This is a genomic window from Streptomyces sp. NPDC007929 (genome assembly GCF_042959065.1).
Lineage (GTDB): Bacteria > Actinomycetota > Actinomycetes > Streptomycetales > Streptomycetaceae > Streptomyces.
In genome coordinates, this window is the sequence record NZ_JBIBKD010000013.1 from 105,928 (window position 1) to 123,168 (window position 17,241).

Genomic DNA, 17,241 nt, shown 5'->3' on the forward strand with positions numbered 1-17,241 from the left:
GGGAGGACGGCTGCGGTGAACAACGACCACATCGGCACGGGCTGTGCCTTCCCGCTGGGCGCGGGCACCGGCGGCGGCATCCGCACGGTGAGCGGAGCGGCGCTGCTGGAGCAGTCCATGAAACTCATCCTGACCACCTACCCGGGCGAGCGCCCGATGCTCCCCGCGTTCGGATCCCGGCTGCGCGACTACGTGTTCGCCGGCACCGACCCGGACACCCTCGACGCCCTGGCCCGCGAGGTCGCCTCGTCGCTGGCCGCCTGTGAACCGCGGGTCGGCGTCGACGCCGTACGGGCACGGCCCGACGCGGACCACCCCACCCTGGTGAACATCGAGATCACCTACACGCCCCGGGACTCCGGCGACCCGCGCAACATGGTCTTCCCGTTCTACGCGCTGCCGGACGACGACCTGCCCGCCGGGTCCGACACGGAAGGGCGGTAGAGCGTGCTGCCCACCCCCGACCTGGACGACCGGCGCTTCACCGACCTCATGGACGAGGCGCGGCGGCTGATCGCGCGGCGCTGCCCGGAGTGGACCGACCACAACCCCTCCGAACCCGGCAGCACACTGGTGGAGACGTTCGCCATGATGGCGGACCAGATCATCCACCGGCTCAACCAGGTGCCCGACCGGCTGTATGTGAAGTTCCTCGATCTGATCGGGCTGCGGATGCTGCCGCCCGCCGCGGCCCGCACGCCGGTCACCTTCTGGTCGACGTCCCCGGTCACCGAGGCGCCGCTGGTGGTGCGCGGCGGCACCCGTGTGGCGACGGTGCGCACCGAGACCGAGGAGGCCGTCTCCTTCCGCACCGACCACGACGCGACGATGGTGCCGGGCCGGCTGACGCAGGTGCTGACCCAGGCGGAGAGTGACGACGGCCCGCAGGACCGGGAGTTCGGCGCGCAGGGCGTGCGGGTGCCCTTCGCCGCGTTCGGCGCGCCGCCGCGCACCGGGGACGCCCTGCTGCTCGGTCTGGAGCGGGCCGTGCCGGGCTGCGCGGTGCGCGTCGGGTTCGAGGGCCGTATCGACGGCGTGGGCGTCGACCCCGAGGCGCCGCCGCTGGTGTGGGAGGCGTGGGACGGTTCGGTGTGGACGCCGTGCGAGGTGTCCGAGGACGGCACCGGCGGCCTGAACCGGGCCGGGGACATCGTGGTGCATGTGCCCGAGGGGCACGACACCGCCGTGCTGGGCGGCCGGACCGCGGCCTGGCTGCGGGCGCGGGTGGTGGAGCCGCCGGCCGGCCTGCCCGGCTACACCTCCAGTCCCGTGGTGCACGCGCTGAGCACGGTGACGGTCGGGGTGACGGCCTGGGCCACCAACGTCGAGGTCGTCGACCGGGAGTACCTCGACGACGCGGAAGGGGTCCCGGGGCAGCGTTTCGCCGTGCCCCGGGGGCCGGTTCTCGCTCCGTACGGCGATCCCGTCCTGGAGATCGCCCCGCGCGGGGACGACCCCGTGTGGGAGACCTGGGCCCGCGTCGACGACTTCTCCGGCAGCGGGCCCGAGGACCGGCACTTCGTGCTGGACGCGATGGCCGGCGAGGTGCTGCTCGGGCCGGCCGTGCGGGAACCGGACGGGAGTCTGCGCCGCTACGGGGCGGTGCCGGTGGACGGTGCCACGGTGCGGCTGCGCCGCTTCGCGGTCGGCGGCGGGGCCCGTGGCAACGTGCCCGCGGGCGCGGTGCGTTCGCTGCTGTCGTCGCTGCCGTTCGTCGCCGGGGTGGAGAACCGCGCGCCCGCCCGGGGCGGGGCCGACGGGGAGACGCTGGCCGAGGCGGTGTCCCGCGCGCCGCTGGTGCTGCGCAGCAGCAGCCGGGCGGTGACGGCGGACGACTTCGAGTCCCTGGCGCAGCAGGCCGCGCCGGAGCTGGCGCGGGTGCGGCTGCTGCCCGACGAGCGGCCCGGGGCGGTCCGGCTGCTGGTGGTGCCGGCCGCGCCGGCCGGTGAACGCGTACGCCTGGAGCATCTGGTGCCGGCGCGCAAGACCCTCGACCGGGTCGCCGAACGGCTGGAGCGGGCACGGCTGGTGGGGACCCTGGTCATGATCGAGCCGCCGTTGTACCGGGGCGTGACCGTGGTGGCACGGATGACCGCCCATCACCGGGCCACCGGGGACCGGGTGCGCAAGGACGCCGAGGAGGCGCTGTACCGGTTCCTGGATCCGCTGCCGGGCGGCGGGCCGGCCGGCACCGGCTGGCCGTTCGGGCGGCCGGTGCAGGTGGGTGAGATCTTCGCGCTGCTCCAGCGGGTGCCGGGGGTCGATCTGGTCGACGACGTACGGCTGTTCGCCGCGAACCCGGTGACGGGCGAGCGGGGGCAGGAGAGCCGGCGCATCGATCTGCCGCCGAACAGCCTGGTGGTCTCCTACGACCATCACATCCGGGTGGAGGAGCGGCGGTGAGGGCGGCGGTCGAGGGGCTGGGCAGCCCGTACTCGCTGGCCGATCTGCTGCCCGGGGTGTTCCGCGAGGACCCCTTCACGGTGCGGCTGACGGCGGGCTGGGACGAGGTGATCGCCCCGGTGATCAGCACGCTCGACTGTCTGGAGGCGTATCTGGATCCGCGGCTCACCCCGCCGGACGTCCTCGCGTGGCTGGCGGAACGGCTGGGCACGCGGCTGGACGAGAAGTGGCCCGTGGCGCGGCAGCGGGCGGCGACGCGGGAGGCGCTGGCCGCGCACCGCAGCCGCGGCACGGTCGGCGGTGTGTGCGAGCAGCTGGCGCTGGCGACCGGGGGTGCGGTGGAACTGCTCGACTCCGGTGGGGTGTTCACCTCGCAGACGCCCGGCAGGCCGTTCCCCGCGGATCTGCCGGAGACGGCGGTGCTGCGGGTGACGGTGGCGACGGGGGACGAGGAGCCCGGCGCCCTCGACCTGGAGTCGCTGACGCGGCAGTGCATGCCGGCCCATGTCCCGTATCGCACGGAGGTGGTACGCCGATGATCGTCTGTCGCCGCTGCGGGGGACGCAACCATGACGCCGACGACTTCTGCGGGTCCTGCGGCGCGTTCCTGGAGTGGTCGGGTACGCGCACGGCGCCGGAGATCTCCCCGGAGGTGAAGGAGGAGGCCGAACAGACGGCCACCGCCCCGCCCGTCCCCCTGCTCCGCCGGGTGGTACAGGGCACGGCCCGCCTCCTCAACCCACCGGCAACAGGCACCCCGGTAGCAGTCCCCCCACCGAGCGCCTTCCCCCGCCCCCCGGGCCCGGGCGGCCCCCCTGGCCCGGGCGGCCCTCCCCGCCCGCCCGGCTTCGGCGGCCCGGGCCTCGGCGGGCCCCCGCCCCAGGGCGGCCCCCCGCGCCCGCCAGGCTTGGGCGGCCCTCCCCGCCCGCCAGGCTTGGGCGGCCCAGGCCTCGGCGGCCCCCCGCCCCCGGGCGTTGCCCCACGCCCACCGGGTCTCAGCACCCCACCCGGCACGGGCTCCCCACCACGCCCACCGGGACTCGGCAGCCCACCGGGGCCGGACACTCCCCCACGCCCACCCGGCCTCAACAACCCACCCGGCACGGGCACCCCACCACGCCCACCGAGCCCCGGTACCCCGCCCGGCGCGGGCACTCCCCCACGCCCACCCGGCCTCAACAACCCACCCAGGACGGGCACCCCATCACGCCCACCCGGCCACGGCACCCCGCCCGGCGCGGCCATGCCTCCACGCCTACCGGGGGCGGGCACTCCTTCACCTCCACCCGGCCTCAACAACTCACCCGGCACGGGCACCCCACCGCGCCCACCGGGGCTTGGCACCCCGCCCGGCGCAGGCATGCCTCCGCGCTCACCGGGCCTCGGCAGCCCACCGGGGCCGGGCACTCCTCCCCCACGCCCACCCGGCCTCAACGACCCACCCAGCACGGGCACCCCAGCACGCCCACCGGGCCTCAACACCCCACCGGGGTCGGGAGGCCCTCCCCGCCCACCCGGTCCGGGCAGCAGCCCACCCAGCCCAGGCACCGCGCCGCAGCCACCCGGCACGGGCGCCCCGCCACGCCCTCCCGGCCTCACCACCCCGTCCGGAGCAGCCACGCCGCCACACCCCCCGGGGTTGGGAAGACCCCCGCGCCCATCCGGCCCGGGCGGCGTCCCGTCACACCCGCCCGGCCCCGACGACCCACCCGGCGCAGGCGGGACACGTCCTTCCCCCGGCCTGACCACCCCACCCGGCGCAGGCGGGACTCCCCCTCCCCCCGGCCTGACCACCCCACCCGGCGCAGGCGTACCCCCACGCCCCCCGGGCCGGGAAGGGCCTCCCCGCCCGCCCGGCGTGGGGGCTCTCCCGCGCCCGTCCCGCACGGCCCCGTCGGGGGCGCCCGGTGGCGCTCCGCGGCACGAGGACACCGTCCCTCTGCCGACCGTGCCGGAGGCCGCCGCACGGGACCGGGACGCCGCCCTGATCGTGCCGCTGCCCCCTTCCGTGTCGGCCGACGACGAGGAGCTGCTCGACAGCGAACCGGACGTGGTCCTCCCGCAGGCCCAGCAGCCCCGCCCGGCCCGGCGCCACCGGCCCACGCCCCGCAGCAACACGATCCGCCCGGGCGATCTGATCTGCGGTGACTGCGGACAGGGCAACACCCCCACCCGCCGGTTCTGCGCCCGCTGCGGGCACGAGCTGCGGGAGGCCCAGGTCGCCCGCACACCCTGGTGGCACCGGCTGCGGCGGCGGCGCGGCCCGCGGGTCGTACCGCTGGACAGCGTCACCGGCGAGCCGGCCCAGCCCGCCCCCGCCCCCGGGGGCGGCCTCGCCGCGCTGTGGGCCAGGGCGAAGGTCGTCGCGGGCGTCGTCATCTGCCTGTCGTGCATGCTGTACGCCACCTACGCGCCGTTCCGCAACACGGTCAACGACCAGGCGGCCTCGCTGCGCAGGACCGCCACCGGCTTCCTGGAATCCCAGTACGACCCGGTCCGCCCCTCCGGCGTCCGTACGATGGACTCCGTCAAGGGCAGCGATCCGAAGCACCTCGTGGACCTCAACACCGCGACGTACTGGGCCGCTCCGTTCGACTCCCGCTCCCCCGACGGCGCCCGCAAGGCCGTCCTGGTGGTGGAGTTCGACCGCGTCGTGGCACTCGACCAGCTCATCGTCACCGCCGGTGCCGCCGACGCGTTCACCGATCACGGCCGGCCGCGTCAGATGCTGCTCACCTTCACCAACGAGAAGCAGATGCGCCTCCAGCTCAAGGACACGGCCAAACCGCAGAAGTTCCCGCTGAAGAACGCCACGGCCATCAAGACCGTACGCATCGAGATCACCGACGTGTATCCCTCCGACAAGGGCAAGGACGTCACCGTCTGCGAGCTGGAGTTCTTCTCACTGCTGTCGTGAGCACCGGTCGCGCCGGCGATCCGCAGTCAACGCCCGTTCCGTCCGGAGGAGTTCGATGCAGTCTCGGGTCGCGTGGGAACTCCTCGCGAAACCATGGCGCGAGGAGCTGTCCCAGGTCTGCCACTTCGGGGAGTACTGGCGCCGCTTCCGCCTCGCCCGCGGATTCTCCCTGTCCGTCTCCCCCGATCCGTTCGAGGACGGGTTTCTCGACTGCCTGTCCTGGTACTTCGGCGAGTGCGTCTCCTTCGACGGCTCGCTGCTCAAGCCGGAGCACACCGGCGCGGAGGACTACCGCACCGCGGTCGAGGACCTCTTCCACGACTGGTTCCCCCTGTTCTGCGAGGAGTTCGCCCGCGCCATCGCCCGCGCCGACAGACAGCGCGGTACCGGATGGGCGGCGGGTGTCCTTTCCAGGGGCGACGACGTCTGAGCAGTGTCGCCCTAGGCAAAAACCCCAGGGTGCCGCGCCCCTGCTCGCTGGCAGGATCGGCACGGGCACCGCGCACCGGTTCTTCCGCGTCCCGCGGACCGGTGCGCGGTCGGGCGCCCTGACGGCCGCGGTCACGGCTGCCAGGGTCGTCGGTCCTCCCGCCTCGTCCCGTACTCCGTGTGCAGGTATCGGGCAACGGCAACGGGGACAGTGGTGGTCCGCCGGCCCCGCGACGGGCCACCACACCGCTCACTTCTCCTGAGCAGTTCGACGTCGCTCCACCACGCCCCCGGCCCGCGCCGCGCCCGGCAGTCCCACCGCCACCTCCAGGCCACCCGGCCGCAGCGGGGTCGCCAGCAGCGTGCCGTCGTGGGCGCGGACGATGGAATCGTGCCCCGCGCATCGCGGCGCCGGGGCGAGGGCCGCCCAACGGCACGCGGACACCCTGCGGTTCGTGCTGTTCGAGGCCAGGCCAGCGGGACTGCTGTTCCCCCAGCTGACCCGTGCCAGCGGGCTGTCTCCCAGCCAGGTCAGGTCGGGGCTGGCCGCCCTGCGCGACATCATCGCCGAAAACAGCTGGCCACCGCTGATCTGGACCAGAGTCGACGGCTACCAGCTCGGCGCGGAGCGCGCCGCGCTGGAGGCATACGAACGGGCCGTGCTCACCGAGAAGCTGACCGGGTTCCGCGATCCGGAGGGAAGCCACAGCCATGCGTCAGCGTCGCTATCCCTCCGATACCACGAACGCGGAACGGGCTCTGCTCGAACCGCTTTTGCCGGAGCCGGCCTGCGAGACCAGCCGCGGCGGCCGGCCCGAGAAACACCCCGGCGAGAGATCGTCGACGCCATCCGCTACGTGGTCGACACCGGCTGCAAATGGCGGGCCCTGCTCGCCGACTTCCCACGCGCGATGGGCAAAGGCCCCCGTGCGGTCGCCACCGTGATCGACTCTCAGAGCGTCAAGGCCGCCGAAACCGTATCCAAGGCCACCCGCGGCTACGACGCAGGCAAGAAGATCAACGGCCGCAAACGGCACCTGGTCGTGGACACCCGCGGCCTGCCCCTCATGGTCATGGTCACCCCCGCCGACCTGCACGACGCCTCAGCCGCGAAGGAAGTCCCCTTCCGCCTCCGCCTGATGCACCCCGAGATCACAATGGTGTGGGCCGACTCCGCCTACGCAGGGACTACGAACGGCACATCCAGCACTCCGAGACCCTGATCACCTGGGCCGCCATCACCCTCATGACCAGGCGCCTCGCCCGGAAAGCCGCCACCCCCAGCCGGCCAAGGAAACCGGCGCCGGCCAGCTGATCACCCAGCCCGCCTACGCGCAGCCAGGCTGCGCGGACAACCATTTCGTTGCAGCGTCCAGGACGGGATCCTTGCTTCCCCCGCGCCCGAGATTGTCGACGACTGGCTGGTCAGGCGGAATGGGGCTGTCGTATGCACGCCCCGTGCGGTCGGCATCCATCACCTCTGTCAGGTTGAGAATGGCCCCGTCGGACAGTCGGTGACTTACGTTGCCGGTGGGGACGCCTGTGGTGTCCTCGCCGAAGGATCGCGTAACAGGGCGCCCGCGGAAGGCCACAGTCACCGCCTCCCCGGAACTGGCAGTGGAACGGCTGGTGAGTACCGCAACAGGGGCTGATCCGCCGCCTACGGGAGGACTTGTTCCCCATCCGGTGGAATCACCGTCCAGACGAGGGCTGCCCTTCTCGATGGACCACACCGTCTTCTTGCCATCCGCATCGACGAACGACCCGACGTCACCGTCACCGAGGATCGGTCCCACGACGGCAAGCATCGGCCACATATTGCCACCGCGGTTGCGGCGCAGGTCTATGACCCAACCGCAAGCGTTCGGACGATCAGCCTTCGCCACGGCATCTCGCCCCTCCCGCACGTACTGCTGATAGACCTTCTCAGATCCCAGGACGCCGGGGAGCGACAGATACCCCATGCGGCCGGCCAACGCCCGCCCTTCCACAGGGTTGCGGATCTGCTCGTCCCCGTGCAGCTCTTTCGCCCTCTTCGGGTCGCTGAAGCCGCTGTGCCCGTCCCCCAAACTGTCCAGAGCCGCCTCGATGGCCCGATAGGTATCGCCAGGACGCTGCGCGCTGCCAGCTTCGGTGAAGGCTTTTCGCCGTATCTCATCCCAGTCGACATCGTGGCGGCGAAGTGCCTTGTCCTCCATGAGGTCCAACGTGGTGACCAGGTAGGACCGGGCCTTGTCAGACATTGCCGCCCCCGGAGTCGATGCCTCCTCCCCCGAGCACCCAGCCCCAGCAGCGAGAACACACACCAACCCAGCAGCCCTTAATCGCGGCAAACGCCCCCGAACCATGTGCCCTCCCAGTCAGCCAAACCAGTCGATCTATTGATGACCCCAACTTCCGATGATCAGTGCGCGGCCGACTCCGGTTCAGAAAATTTGCTCTCACGACCACACCGCCTTGCGCGCTCATCAGGACGTGCAGTACGGCGAACTCCTTGCGCGTCAGCCGGGCGTCAGCCGCAGGGAGCGGCCGTCCGCGGTAGGCCTCCCGGCGGAAGGGGGCCAGCCGCAGGCCGGCCCACTCCAGCACGGGCGGCGGCGTGCCCGACCTGCGGTGCGGGCCGTGCGGCCGGGCCACCAGCTCGGGGAAATCGAACTTCTATGAGAAATTGCCGCGAAATGTGCCCTCGGGCGGCGCCGAGCGCGCGGCGCAGACCGATCTCGCCGCGTCGTTCCATGACGGCGATGACCATCGTGTTGGCCACGCCGATCCCCCCGACGAGCAGGGCGACCGGGCCCAGTCCGACCAGCAGTCCGGTGAAGGACGCCTCCGCCGCCTGCCGGGCCTTCAGCGCGTCGGAGGGCCGACTGACGGTGACGTACCGCGAGTCCTGCGGGTTGGCGGCGCGCGGCAGCAGTCGCCGTACGCTCTCCACGCGCGCGTCGGCGGAGCGCTCGTACACCGTGGTGGGGTGGCCGTCGTAGCCGAGGTAGCGCTTCGCGGCCGCGCTGGAGACGAAGACGGCCGTGTCGAGTTCGGGAACGAGCGGCATCGGTTCGAGGACGCCGAGGACCGTGAAGTACCGGTCTTTGATCCAGATGCGTTCGCCGGGGGCCGTGACGCCCAGCCGGCTCGCCGCGCGTTCGCCGAGCACCGTGGTGGGGTACCGGCCGGGGCGCGGTCGAGCCAGCCTCCCCGGCTGAAGGAGGCCTCCAGGGTCCGCGGCAGGTGCGCGTCGGCCGCCGGCACGGTCAGGGCGTTCGACTCGGCCACGTCGACGCGCGCGTTGCGGTACGCGTTGACGCCCTCCAGCTTCCCGGTGCCGCGTCGAGATGGGCCCTGCTCGACGCGGAGATGCCGAGGACAGCGATCATCGCGGCGATACCGATGGCGACCTTCTTGAGGTATTCGGTGAGCGCGTCGCCGGTCTTCTCGCACGCCGCCGTCGCCCGGTCGAGAACGGAGTCCTCGCCCGGCGTCTTGGGTTGCGCGGCGGTCTTGGAATCGGGCGCCGTACAGCCGTCTCGCGCAGGCACGCGGCGTAGGCGACGCCGTCGTCGTCCCCCGGCGAGCCGCCGGTGTCGTCCGGGCCCGAACTGCTGTCGTCCTCGGCCGTGTTCTGGCTCGTGGCGGGCCGCTCACCGGCCTTGCCACCGGCGGCGGGCTCGTCCTCGCCGCCGCAGGCGACCGCGCCCGAGGCCAGCAGCAGGGCCAGCGCGGTGGCGCCGTGACCACCGGTGCGGCGAACCGACTACTCAAAAGACTGATCAGTGCTACGCATACGCCTCTCCCAGCTTGATCCAGTCCCGCCCGCGCGAAAGTCTCCTTCTTCGTAAGCGAGTTGGAAGTGGGATGCATGTCCGGCGACATAGACGGATTCACGTACGGAGCGGTGACGCCGACAGCCGCCTTTGTGATGGCGGCGCTGGGTTCGTCCCTGGGGATGCGCTGTCTGACCCGGGCGCTGCACCCCCGGTCCGCGTTCAGACCGGGCTGGCTCACGCTGGGTGCGGCGGCGACCGGCTGCGGCATGTGGATCTCGCACTCCGTCGCCATGATGGGCTTCTCCATCGGCGGCACGCATCTGACGTACGACGCGGACCGGTCGTTCCTGGGCCTCGGCGTCACGATCGCCGTGGTGGGCGTGGGCCTGTTCGTCGCCGGGTACTTCGGCAGGAGCCCGGCGGGGCTGGGCGTGGCAGGGGTGATCACCGGTGCGGGCGTGGCGGCCGTGCACTTCACCGGCATGACCGCCGTACGCACGAGCGGCCGCCTCTTACCCGACCGTGCCATGGTCGTCCTGTCCTGCGTCGTCGCGGTCGTCGCCGCCACCGCCGCGCTCCGGGCGGCGACGGGGCCACGGACGGCCAGGTCGTCGCTGGTCGCCGGTCCCCTCCTGGCGGCCGCGGTCACCGGGACCCACTACACGGCCATGTACGCGCTGTCCTACCGCCCCGCGAGCGCGGCCGGGGACGCGCACAGCCACCCCTCGATACCGACGCTGCTGCCCCTGCTCACGGCCCCCGTGTTCATGCTGCTGCTCACCGCTCTCGTCCTCTCGCTGGACCCCTTCGTCCACGGCGGTGAGACCATGCGCGCCGACCGGGCGCAGCCTGCGGTCGAGCGGGCCGGACGTGGCAAGTAGTTGAAACCCGGTCCCTTGGGTCCCTGCGGTCCCTGCGGTCCCTGCGGCGCGACGGCTCGTCGCACCGTCCGGGCATCCCCGCGGCCGTCCTCATCGTCTTCCCAGACGGGTGTGCTCCGATGGGCGCGACCCGGCAGGCCGGTGGGGGGCCGGAGACGCGCGAGACGCGGGGGGGACCCATGGATCCGGTGGAGGGCATGACCGAGGACGAGTTCGACGCTTTGTACGCCGCCGCCTTCCCCCGGCTCACCGGGCAGCTCTACGCCTTCACCGGGGACCTGGGCGAGGCCCAGGACGTGGTGCAGGAGGCGTTCGTCCGGGCCTGGGACCGGCGCCGGAGCCTCCTGGCCGACGCGGCGCCCGAGGCATGGGTGCGGACGGTGGCCATGCGGCTGGCGGTGAGCCGCTGGCGGCGCGCCCGGCGCCGGCTGGAACTGATGCGCAGCACCCCGCCCTCGGCGACCGTCCCCGGTCCCGGCCCGGAACGCGCCGCCCTGGTCACGGCGCTGCGCCGGCTGCCCGAGGCACAGCGTCTGGCCGTGGTGCTCCACCATCTGTGCGACCTCACCGTCGAGCAGGTAGCCTCCCAGACCGGCGCGCCCGTGGGGACGGTCAAGACCCGGCTCGCCCGGGGGCGGGCGGCACTGGCCCGGCATCTCGCCGTCGACGAGCCCGCCGGGCCCGCCAGGAGGGAGCGCGGCCGTGTCGGATGAACTCGCCCGCGCCCTGCGCGAGTTGGCGCGACAGCACCGGGCCGCTCCCACTGTGGGACCGGCCGGGATCCGTGCCCGCGCCCAGCGCCGCGGACACCGCCGCAGGGCGGCCCTGGTGCTCGGTGGCACGACTCTGGCGGCCTGCGCGCTGACGGTGGCCGCCGCGCTCACCCCGACCGCCGGGGACACCGGCGCCCTCCCCCGGACTCCGGCCGGCGCCCCGAGCGCGGCACCGCACGGCACGCCCACTCCCGTCCCCCTGTCCAGCCCCGGGAGCGCCGGCCTGCTCGACATGGACCATCGCACCCTGACGGCGGGCGGCCGGGTCATGCGCGTCAGCCGTCAGTCCGCCACCGCCCTCGCGGCGGGCCGCGAGCTGACGGTGACCGCCAAGTACGACGTGCTGCCGCGGTCCGCCTCCGCGGCCCGGACGGACGGTCCCGACGCCCGGATCCCGTACGTGGTCGAGCTGCGTGCCGCCGACGGGTCACGGCTCTACGTCGGAGCCCTCCCGGCGAACGCGCGCACGGCCCCCGACTGGGTGGGCCTGACCGGCGCGGACGCCCGCTGGTACTACTCCGGTGCCCGCGAGGGGGACCAGGTGCGGGTCGTGACGTCCGTGACGACCACCTCCGGGCCCGCCCGCACCGCACCGCCCGGCGGCGGCTGACCGGCGCCCCCCGCCGTCCGCTCACCGGCATTGAGCACTTCACCGGTGCGAACGCGCGGGAAGACGCCGCCGCGTCGCCCTCCGAACCCCATGCAATGCCCTGCGACCTGCGGATTTACCGCCGTACGCAGGGAGGATCGGCGCCCGCCCCACCGAGGAGCCCACCCGTGCGTGGATCCGGCGTCCTGCCGCTCGCCGAGTCCCCTGGCGGCGCTCACCGAGTCCTGCGCCTACCGCAGGCCCCCGCGGGCGGTCGCGGCCGGGAAGCTCCTGGCGCGCATCCCCGAAGCGAGTGGTTACGTCCTGATGGAACGGGTGCGATGATCACCGCCACCCCTCTCACCTGCTGTTCAGCATCCGGCACCCCCTTGTTCCGAGCCCTGCGCACCCTCGGTTTTCGACTGACGCATCGGTCAATAAAGGTGGTGTGAATCGTTGACATGACCGAACGGGCGGGGCTACGTTCCCTGCAACTCGACGACCCGCGAGGGACGGTGCCACCCCCCTCCCCTCGCGGCGCCCCGGACGTCCGGGCCCCCGCCCCGCACGCCGGACGGCCGCGACCGACAACGCCCCGCACGCCGCCGCCCCCCTCAGCCGCCGCCCGGCGGTCTCACGAGAGGACAGCCATGGCTGGACCGCTGCACACCCCGACCCGACGACAGGTCCTGGCCACCGGCACGGCCGCGGGTGCCGGTGTGCTGCTGAGCGGCTGCACCGGGGACGACCCGCGGCCGGTGCGGCTCGGCCCCGCCGCCCAGGTCACCGGTTGGGGCCCCGGCCCCGGCGACCCGGCCGGCGCCCGCCGAGGGGGCAAGGTCGTCACGGCCTGGGCGGCCCAGGCGCAGTCCTACGACCCCGCGATCGGCTGGGACGTGCACAGCTGGGAGGCCGTCTCGACGCTCCTGCACTCCCCGCTCTACAGCTACGCCGGGCAGAACGGCGGGCCCGCCCCCCTGGCCGCCGCGGCCCCGCCGACCGTGTCCCGGGACGGCCGGACCTACACGATCCCGCTGCGCCGCGGCGTACGGTTCCACCACGGCCGCCCGGTCACCGCGCAGGACTACGTGGACAGCTGGACCCGCGTCCTGGACCCGGACGTCGCCTCCTGGGCGTCCGGCTACCTCTTCGGGATCGAGGGCGCGCAGGCGTTCTACGAGCAGAAGGCCAGGAGGGTCAGCGGGCTGAAGGCCCTCGACTCCCACACCCTGCGCATCCGGCTGACCGAACCGGACGTCCTCATGCCGGCGCTGCTGTGCCAGCCCTACACCGCCGCCCTGCCCGCCGAGGAGATCCGCCGCCTGGGCACTTCCTTCGGCCGTACGCCCGTCGGCACGGGCCCCTTCCGCATCACGCGTTACGACGGCAAGGGCCAGCGGGCCACCTTCCGGCGCTTCGAGAAGTACTTCTGGCCAGGCACCCCCCTCATCGACACCGTCGAGTACCGCTGGGGCATCGACTACGCGATGCAGTCGCTCCAGCTGAGCGGCGGCAGCGTCGACGTCCTGGGCGAGGGACTGGTCTCCAGCCAGGCGGCCCGGTTCACCGCGGACCCCGGCATCCGCGAGAAGTTCGTCCACCCCGTGCCGATCCGCGGCAACCAGTGGCTCTCGCTCAACCTCAAGCGCCCGGAACTGCGCGACCGGCGGGTGCGCCAGGCCCTGAACTGGGCGGTGGACCGCGAACAGCTCACGCGCGTCACCTTCGGACTGTCCGACCCGTGGGGCTCCCCCTTCCCCAAGCACCTCGACCGCTACCGGCGCACGGCCGAGCCCTACACCCACGACCCGGACCGGGCCCGCGCTCTGCTGCGCGAGGCCGGTGTCCGGCGCCTCAGGCTCGACTTCCCCCTCGGCACCCAGGAACCGTGGCCCCTGCTCTCCCAGGTGCTCCAGCAGCAACTGGCCGAGGTCGGTGTGGACATCGACCTGCGGCCCATGGGCCAGTCCGCCTTCGACCAGATCACCGCGAAGGGCGAGGGCGACATGTACGGCAGCCGCCTCTACGTCACACTGAACAGCGCCCTGGAGATGGTGTCGTCCAACTACACCTCGGACGCCTCGTACAACTACACCGGCTACAAGAACCAGCGGGTGGACGAGCTCACCGCCAAGGCCCGCGGGAGCCGCACCGTCGAGACGGCCAACTCGTTGCTGGCGCAGGTCGAGGAGGAACTCGTCCGGGACGCGCCCGCGGTGTTCCTCGCCAACATGAACTTCCTCGGCGCCCGGCGGCCGGAGATCCACAACTACCAGATGCGCGGCGAGACGGGCACCTACTACGACCGGCTGTGGATCGGCCGCTGACCACGGCGCCCCGTGCGCCGGAGAGAAGGAGAGAGGGAAGCGGATGGCTGTCGCGCTGCGTTGTGCCCGTCTGGTGGATGTCGAGGCGGGCAAGGTGCTGCCCGATCACGTCGTGGTGGTGGAGGGTGAGCGGATCACCGCGGTGCGGCCGGCCGGTGAACCGGTCCCGGAGGGGCTGCGGTTGATCGACCTCGGTGCGGTCGCGCTCGCTCCGGGGCTCATCGATCTGCACACGCATCTCGTCGGCCCGGCGGCCTGCGGCGATCCCCTGGAGGAGCTGCGGCAGTCCGGGGCCCGGCAGGCCCTGGACGGGGTGGCGCACGCCCGCGACACCCTGCACGCCGGGTTCACCACCGTCCGCGACGTCGGCGCCGTCCACGCCTTCGTGGACGTGGCCCTGCGCGACGCCATCGAGGAGGGCATCGTGCCCGGACCGCGCATGGCGGTCGCGGGCGCCTACATCACCGTCTCCACCGGCGGTGGCATGGTCACCGGCCTGGCCCCCGGGATCGAACTGCCCCGCGAGTACCGCTTCGGCTCGGTGCGCGACGTGCCCGACGTCCGCGAACGGGTGCGGGAACTGCTCACCGGCGGCGCCGACGTCATCAAACTCATCGCCACCGGCGCCGTACTGACCCCCGGCACCGTCCCCGGCGCACCGGAACTGACCGAGGAGCAGATCCGGGCCGCGGTGGAGGAGGCACACTGGTACGGCGCCCATGTCGCCGCCCACGCACACGGCACCGAGGGCATCAAGCGGGCCGTCCGCGCGGGGGTGCGCTCCATCGAACACGGCACCCACCTCGACGACGAGAGCATCGAGCTGATGCTGGAGCACGGCACCTACCTGTCCGCCGACATCTGGTGGAGCGACTGGCTCAACGACCACACCGACCACTTCGACGACGAACAGCGCGCCAAGAACGACGCGGCCACCGAGCAGCAACGCCTCAGCTTCCGCAAGGCGGTTCAGGCCGGGGTGCGCATCGGCTTCGGCACCGACGCCGGCTGCTTCCCGCACGGCATGCAGACCCGCCAGCTCGCCACCATGTGCGCCTGGGGCATGACACCCCTCCAGGCCCTGCGAGCCGCGACCCTCACCAGCGCCGAGTGCATGGGCTGGCAGGACCGCGTCGGCTCCGTCACCCCCGGCAAGTACGCCGACCTCATCGCCGTCACCGGCGACCCCGAGGACCCCTCCGCCTACCACGACATCCCCTTCGTCATGAAGGGCGGGCAGATCGTCCGCAACGACCTGCCCGAAGGCACCGCACCCCACTGAGCCCCCGGGGGCCCGGGCCCGAGCCCCGGCTACGGCAGTGCGGTGCCGCGGGCCGTGATCCAGAGGCGGTACCACTCCTCGTGGCTGAGCTCCGGCTCCCGTACGGCCGCGTCGGCGCAGGCGCGGATGCGGTCCGGGCGGGCGCTGCCCACCACCGGGGCGATCCGCGCCGGGTGCCGTTGCAGCCACCACAGCAGGATCGTCTCCGGGGTCGTGCCCTTCGCCTCGGCGAGCGCCGTGACGTACGCGGCCGTCGCCCGCTCCTCGGGCGTCTCCTCCAGGCCCGTGTAGCGGCCCCGCGCGAGCGCGCCCCACGCCTGGATCTGGATGCCGTGCGCCCGGCAGTGCTCCAGGGTGCCTTCCGGGAAGCCGACGGAGGCCGCCTCGGCGGTGTTGACCAGCACGCCGGCCTCCAGCCAGTCCCTGCGGGCCAGGCTCAACTCCAGCTGGTCGGCGACCAGCGGGACGTCCAGGTGGGCCTGGAGCAGGGAGATCTGGGCGGCGCTCATGTTGGACACGCCGAAGCCGCGCACGAGCCTTTGCCGGTGCAGCGAGCCCAGCGCGCGGGCGATGTCCTCGGGGTCGGCCAGCGGGTCCGGCCGGTGCAGCAGCAGGACGTCGATGACGTCCGTGCGCAGCCTTTCGAGGCTGGCCTCTACCTGGCGGAGGATGTGCTCGCCGCGCAGGTCGTACATGCCGGGCAGGTCGTCCCCGGCCAGCCGGATTCCGCACTTGGTCTGGAGCACGATGCGTTCGCGCAGGCGGCGTGCGGGCGAGGACCTCGCCGAACACCGCCTCGGACTTGCCGTGCCGGTAGATGTCGGCGTGGTCGAACACGGTGATGCCGATGCCGAGCGCCGCCTGGATCGCCGCCTCGGCCTGGTCGATCTCCGCCGCGCCGTACGGGGTGGTGTCCCAGCCCCCGCCGAGACCCATGCACCCGTACAGCAGCCGTTCCTCACCCGTGTCCCGGGTCCTGTCCTTCTCGGTCGTCACCTCGGCAGCCTCGCACGGGTGGCTCGGCCGCCCGCAATCCCCCGCTCAGAATCCTGATCATTTCCCGGATCCCGGCATCCCGGCATGTTCGAACGACAGTCGCTTCAGTCGCTGAGCACCTCTTCGCACCGCTCTGACCTGCGGATCGGTCCGGCGTGTGGAGCGACCGAGGCAAAGGCCGCTCGAATCGCGTCCATCGCCCCGCGGCCCTCCACGCCGTCGAGGTCGTCGGCGCACCGGTGGTGGGCGAAGTACCGCTCCGGGGTGAACTCCTCACCGAGCAGGCAGGAACCGATGCAGCACAGTCCCGATTCCGCGTACAGGTCGACGTTCTTCCGGCGGCAGTGCTCGACGAGCCCGTCGGCCACCCGCCAGCGGACACGGTCGAACCAGAAGACGCCTGTGGCGCTGTGGATGCTGCCGTCCAGGCGTGTGCTGATGTTGAACGACTCCGTCGTCTCGGGCTGGTTGCGCACCAGGGCGACCAGGTCCGCCGGTACGCCGTCGAAGTAGGACTCCTGCACGGCGAAGTCCTCGTCCGCTTCGTCGTGGTCGCCGTAGGTGTTCAGTTCCGACTTGTGCCACTGGGTGATCAGCAGGATCCGGCCGTCGGCGGTGAAGTACCAGACTGCCGAATCCCCGTGGCCGTTGTGGTGAGCGAAGCGCTCCGCACCCGCGACGGTGGCTCTCGGCGTGTCCGTCAGTAGCGCGTGGACCACGGTCACACGCCGTTTCAGATCCGCCGAAGAAGTCCGCTGCAATGCGGTCCAGATCTTCTCGCTCATTCACACACGGTAGCCGTACGTTTTCGACCCGCATGTCGCGATGGTTTACCGGAACACGCAGTGCTCATCGGAAATGCACGCTTCACGGGGCGGGC

General features: G+C 72.8%; 16 protein-coding genes and 3 pseudogenes. 14 read left to right on the forward strand and 5 right to left on the reverse strand.

The window, feature by feature from the left end:
* Nucleotides 1-15 precede the first annotated feature (15 nt).
* The 7 genes and pseudogenes from ACFZDE_RS34210 to ACFZDE_RS34240 form a co-directional block, all read left to right on the forward strand.
* Nucleotides 16-444 carry a GPW/gp25 family protein gene (locus ACFZDE_RS34210; protein ID WP_391206883.1) on the forward strand — a complete coding sequence of 143 codons (429 nt, stop codon included), beginning with the start codon at nucleotides 16-18 and terminating at the stop codon, nucleotides 442-444.
* A gap of 48 nt (nucleotides 445-492) precedes the next feature.
* Entirely contained in the window at nucleotides 493-2,403 is a 1,911-nt protein-coding gene (locus tag ACFZDE_RS34215) for a putative baseplate assembly protein (RefSeq protein ID WP_391207035.1), read from the forward strand.
* A complete protein-coding gene (locus ACFZDE_RS34220) occupies nucleotides 2,400-2,942 on the forward strand; it encodes a phage tail protein (RefSeq protein WP_391206885.1) in 543 nt (180 codons plus the stop codon). Before ACFZDE_RS34215 ends, ACFZDE_RS34220 begins: the two co-directional genes overlap by 4 nt.
* 1,409 nt (nucleotides 2,943-4,351) lie before the next feature.
* Complete coding sequence (locus ACFZDE_RS34225) at nucleotides 4,352-5,320, forward strand: NADase-type glycan-binding domain-containing protein (protein WP_391206887.1); 969 nt, start codon at nucleotides 4,352-4,354, stop codon at nucleotides 5,318-5,320.
* Between the two features lie 55 nt (nucleotides 5,321-5,375).
* Nucleotides 5,376-5,750: a hypothetical protein gene (locus ACFZDE_RS34230; RefSeq protein ID WP_391206889.1), complete on the forward strand. Its 375-nt coding sequence runs from the start codon at nucleotides 5,376-5,378 to the stop codon at nucleotides 5,748-5,750.
* A gap of 390 nt (nucleotides 5,751-6,140) precedes the next feature.
* A pseudogene (locus tag ACFZDE_RS34235) lies at nucleotides 6,141-6,438 on the forward strand (RacP protein); the annotation flags it as partial.
* Nucleotides 6,439-6,460: 22 nt separating this feature from the next.
* Nucleotides 6,461-7,146, forward strand: a pseudogene (locus ACFZDE_RS34240) (transposase); the annotation flags it as partial.
* Here the strand turns inward: ACFZDE_RS34240 and ACFZDE_RS34245 are convergent.
* The 3 genes from ACFZDE_RS34245 to ACFZDE_RS34255 all read right to left on the reverse strand — a co-directional run bounded on the left by ACFZDE_RS34245 (nucleotide 7,078) and on the right by ACFZDE_RS34255 (nucleotide 9,285).
* Nucleotides 7,078-7,992 (reverse strand): S41 family peptidase, encoded by a 915-nt coding sequence (locus ACFZDE_RS34245; protein ID WP_391206891.1) that lies wholly within the window; start codon nucleotides 7,990-7,992, stop codon nucleotides 7,078-7,080. The pseudogene ACFZDE_RS34240 and the gene ACFZDE_RS34245 overlap by 69 nt on opposite strands.
* 269 nt (nucleotides 7,993-8,261) lie before the next feature.
* Complete coding sequence (locus tag ACFZDE_RS34250; protein ID WP_391206893.1) at nucleotides 8,262-8,903, reverse strand: FtsX-like permease family protein; 642 nt, start codon at nucleotides 8,901-8,903, stop codon at nucleotides 8,262-8,264.
* Between the two features lie 97 nt (nucleotides 8,904-9,000).
* Entirely contained in the window at nucleotides 9,001-9,285 is a 285-nt protein-coding gene (locus ACFZDE_RS34255) for a hypothetical protein (RefSeq protein WP_391206896.1), read from the reverse strand.
* A gap of 42 nt (nucleotides 9,286-9,327) precedes the next feature.
* Between ACFZDE_RS34255 and ACFZDE_RS34260 the strand changes: the two genes are divergently transcribed.
* From ACFZDE_RS34260 to ACFZDE_RS34290, 7 genes are all read left to right on the forward strand, one after another.
* Nucleotides 9,328-9,480 (forward strand): hypothetical protein, encoded by a 153-nt coding sequence (locus ACFZDE_RS34260; RefSeq protein WP_391206899.1) that lies wholly within the window; start codon nucleotides 9,328-9,330, stop codon nucleotides 9,478-9,480.
* A 125-nt stretch (nucleotides 9,481-9,605) separates the two neighbouring features.
* Nucleotides 9,606-10,394: an MHYT domain-containing protein gene (locus tag ACFZDE_RS34265; protein WP_391206902.1), complete on the forward strand. Its 789-nt coding sequence runs from the start codon at nucleotides 9,606-9,608 to the stop codon at nucleotides 10,392-10,394.
* A 197-nt stretch (nucleotides 10,395-10,591) separates the two neighbouring features.
* Entirely contained in the window at nucleotides 10,592-11,107 is a 516-nt protein-coding gene (locus ACFZDE_RS34270; RefSeq protein WP_391207038.1) for a SigE family RNA polymerase sigma factor, read from the forward strand.
* On the forward strand, nucleotides 11,097-11,777 hold the full coding sequence (locus ACFZDE_RS34275; RefSeq protein ID WP_391206908.1) for a hypothetical protein: 681 nt from the start codon (nucleotides 11,097-11,099) through the stop codon (nucleotides 11,775-11,777). Before ACFZDE_RS34270 ends, ACFZDE_RS34275 begins: the two co-directional genes overlap by 11 nt.
* A gap of 171 nt (nucleotides 11,778-11,948) precedes the next feature.
* Entirely contained in the window at nucleotides 11,949-12,101 is a 153-nt protein-coding gene (locus ACFZDE_RS34280; protein WP_391206910.1) for a hypothetical protein, read from the forward strand.
* A 305-nt stretch (nucleotides 12,102-12,406) separates the two neighbouring features.
* Nucleotides 12,407-14,083 (forward strand): ABC transporter substrate-binding protein, encoded by a 1,677-nt coding sequence (locus ACFZDE_RS34285; RefSeq protein WP_391005229.1) that lies wholly within the window; start codon nucleotides 12,407-12,409, stop codon nucleotides 14,081-14,083.
* Nucleotides 14,084-14,126: 43 nt separating this feature from the next.
* Nucleotides 14,127-15,365, forward strand: a complete 1,239-nt coding sequence (locus ACFZDE_RS34290; protein ID WP_391206913.1) for an amidohydrolase family protein — start codon at nucleotides 14,127-14,129, stop codon at nucleotides 15,363-15,365.
* Between the two features lie 29 nt (nucleotides 15,366-15,394).
* Here ACFZDE_RS34290 and ACFZDE_RS34295 read toward each other — a convergent pair.
* Both ACFZDE_RS34295 and ACFZDE_RS34300 read right to left on the reverse strand, forming a co-directional pair.
* A pseudogene (locus tag ACFZDE_RS34295) lies at nucleotides 15,395-16,301 on the reverse strand (aldo/keto reductase family oxidoreductase).
* Nucleotides 16,302-16,465: 164 nt separating this feature from the next.
* Complete coding sequence (locus ACFZDE_RS34300; protein ID WP_391206916.1) at nucleotides 16,466-17,146, reverse strand: hypothetical protein; 681 nt, start codon at nucleotides 17,144-17,146, stop codon at nucleotides 16,466-16,468.
* Nucleotides 17,147-17,241: the final 95 nt, after the last annotated feature.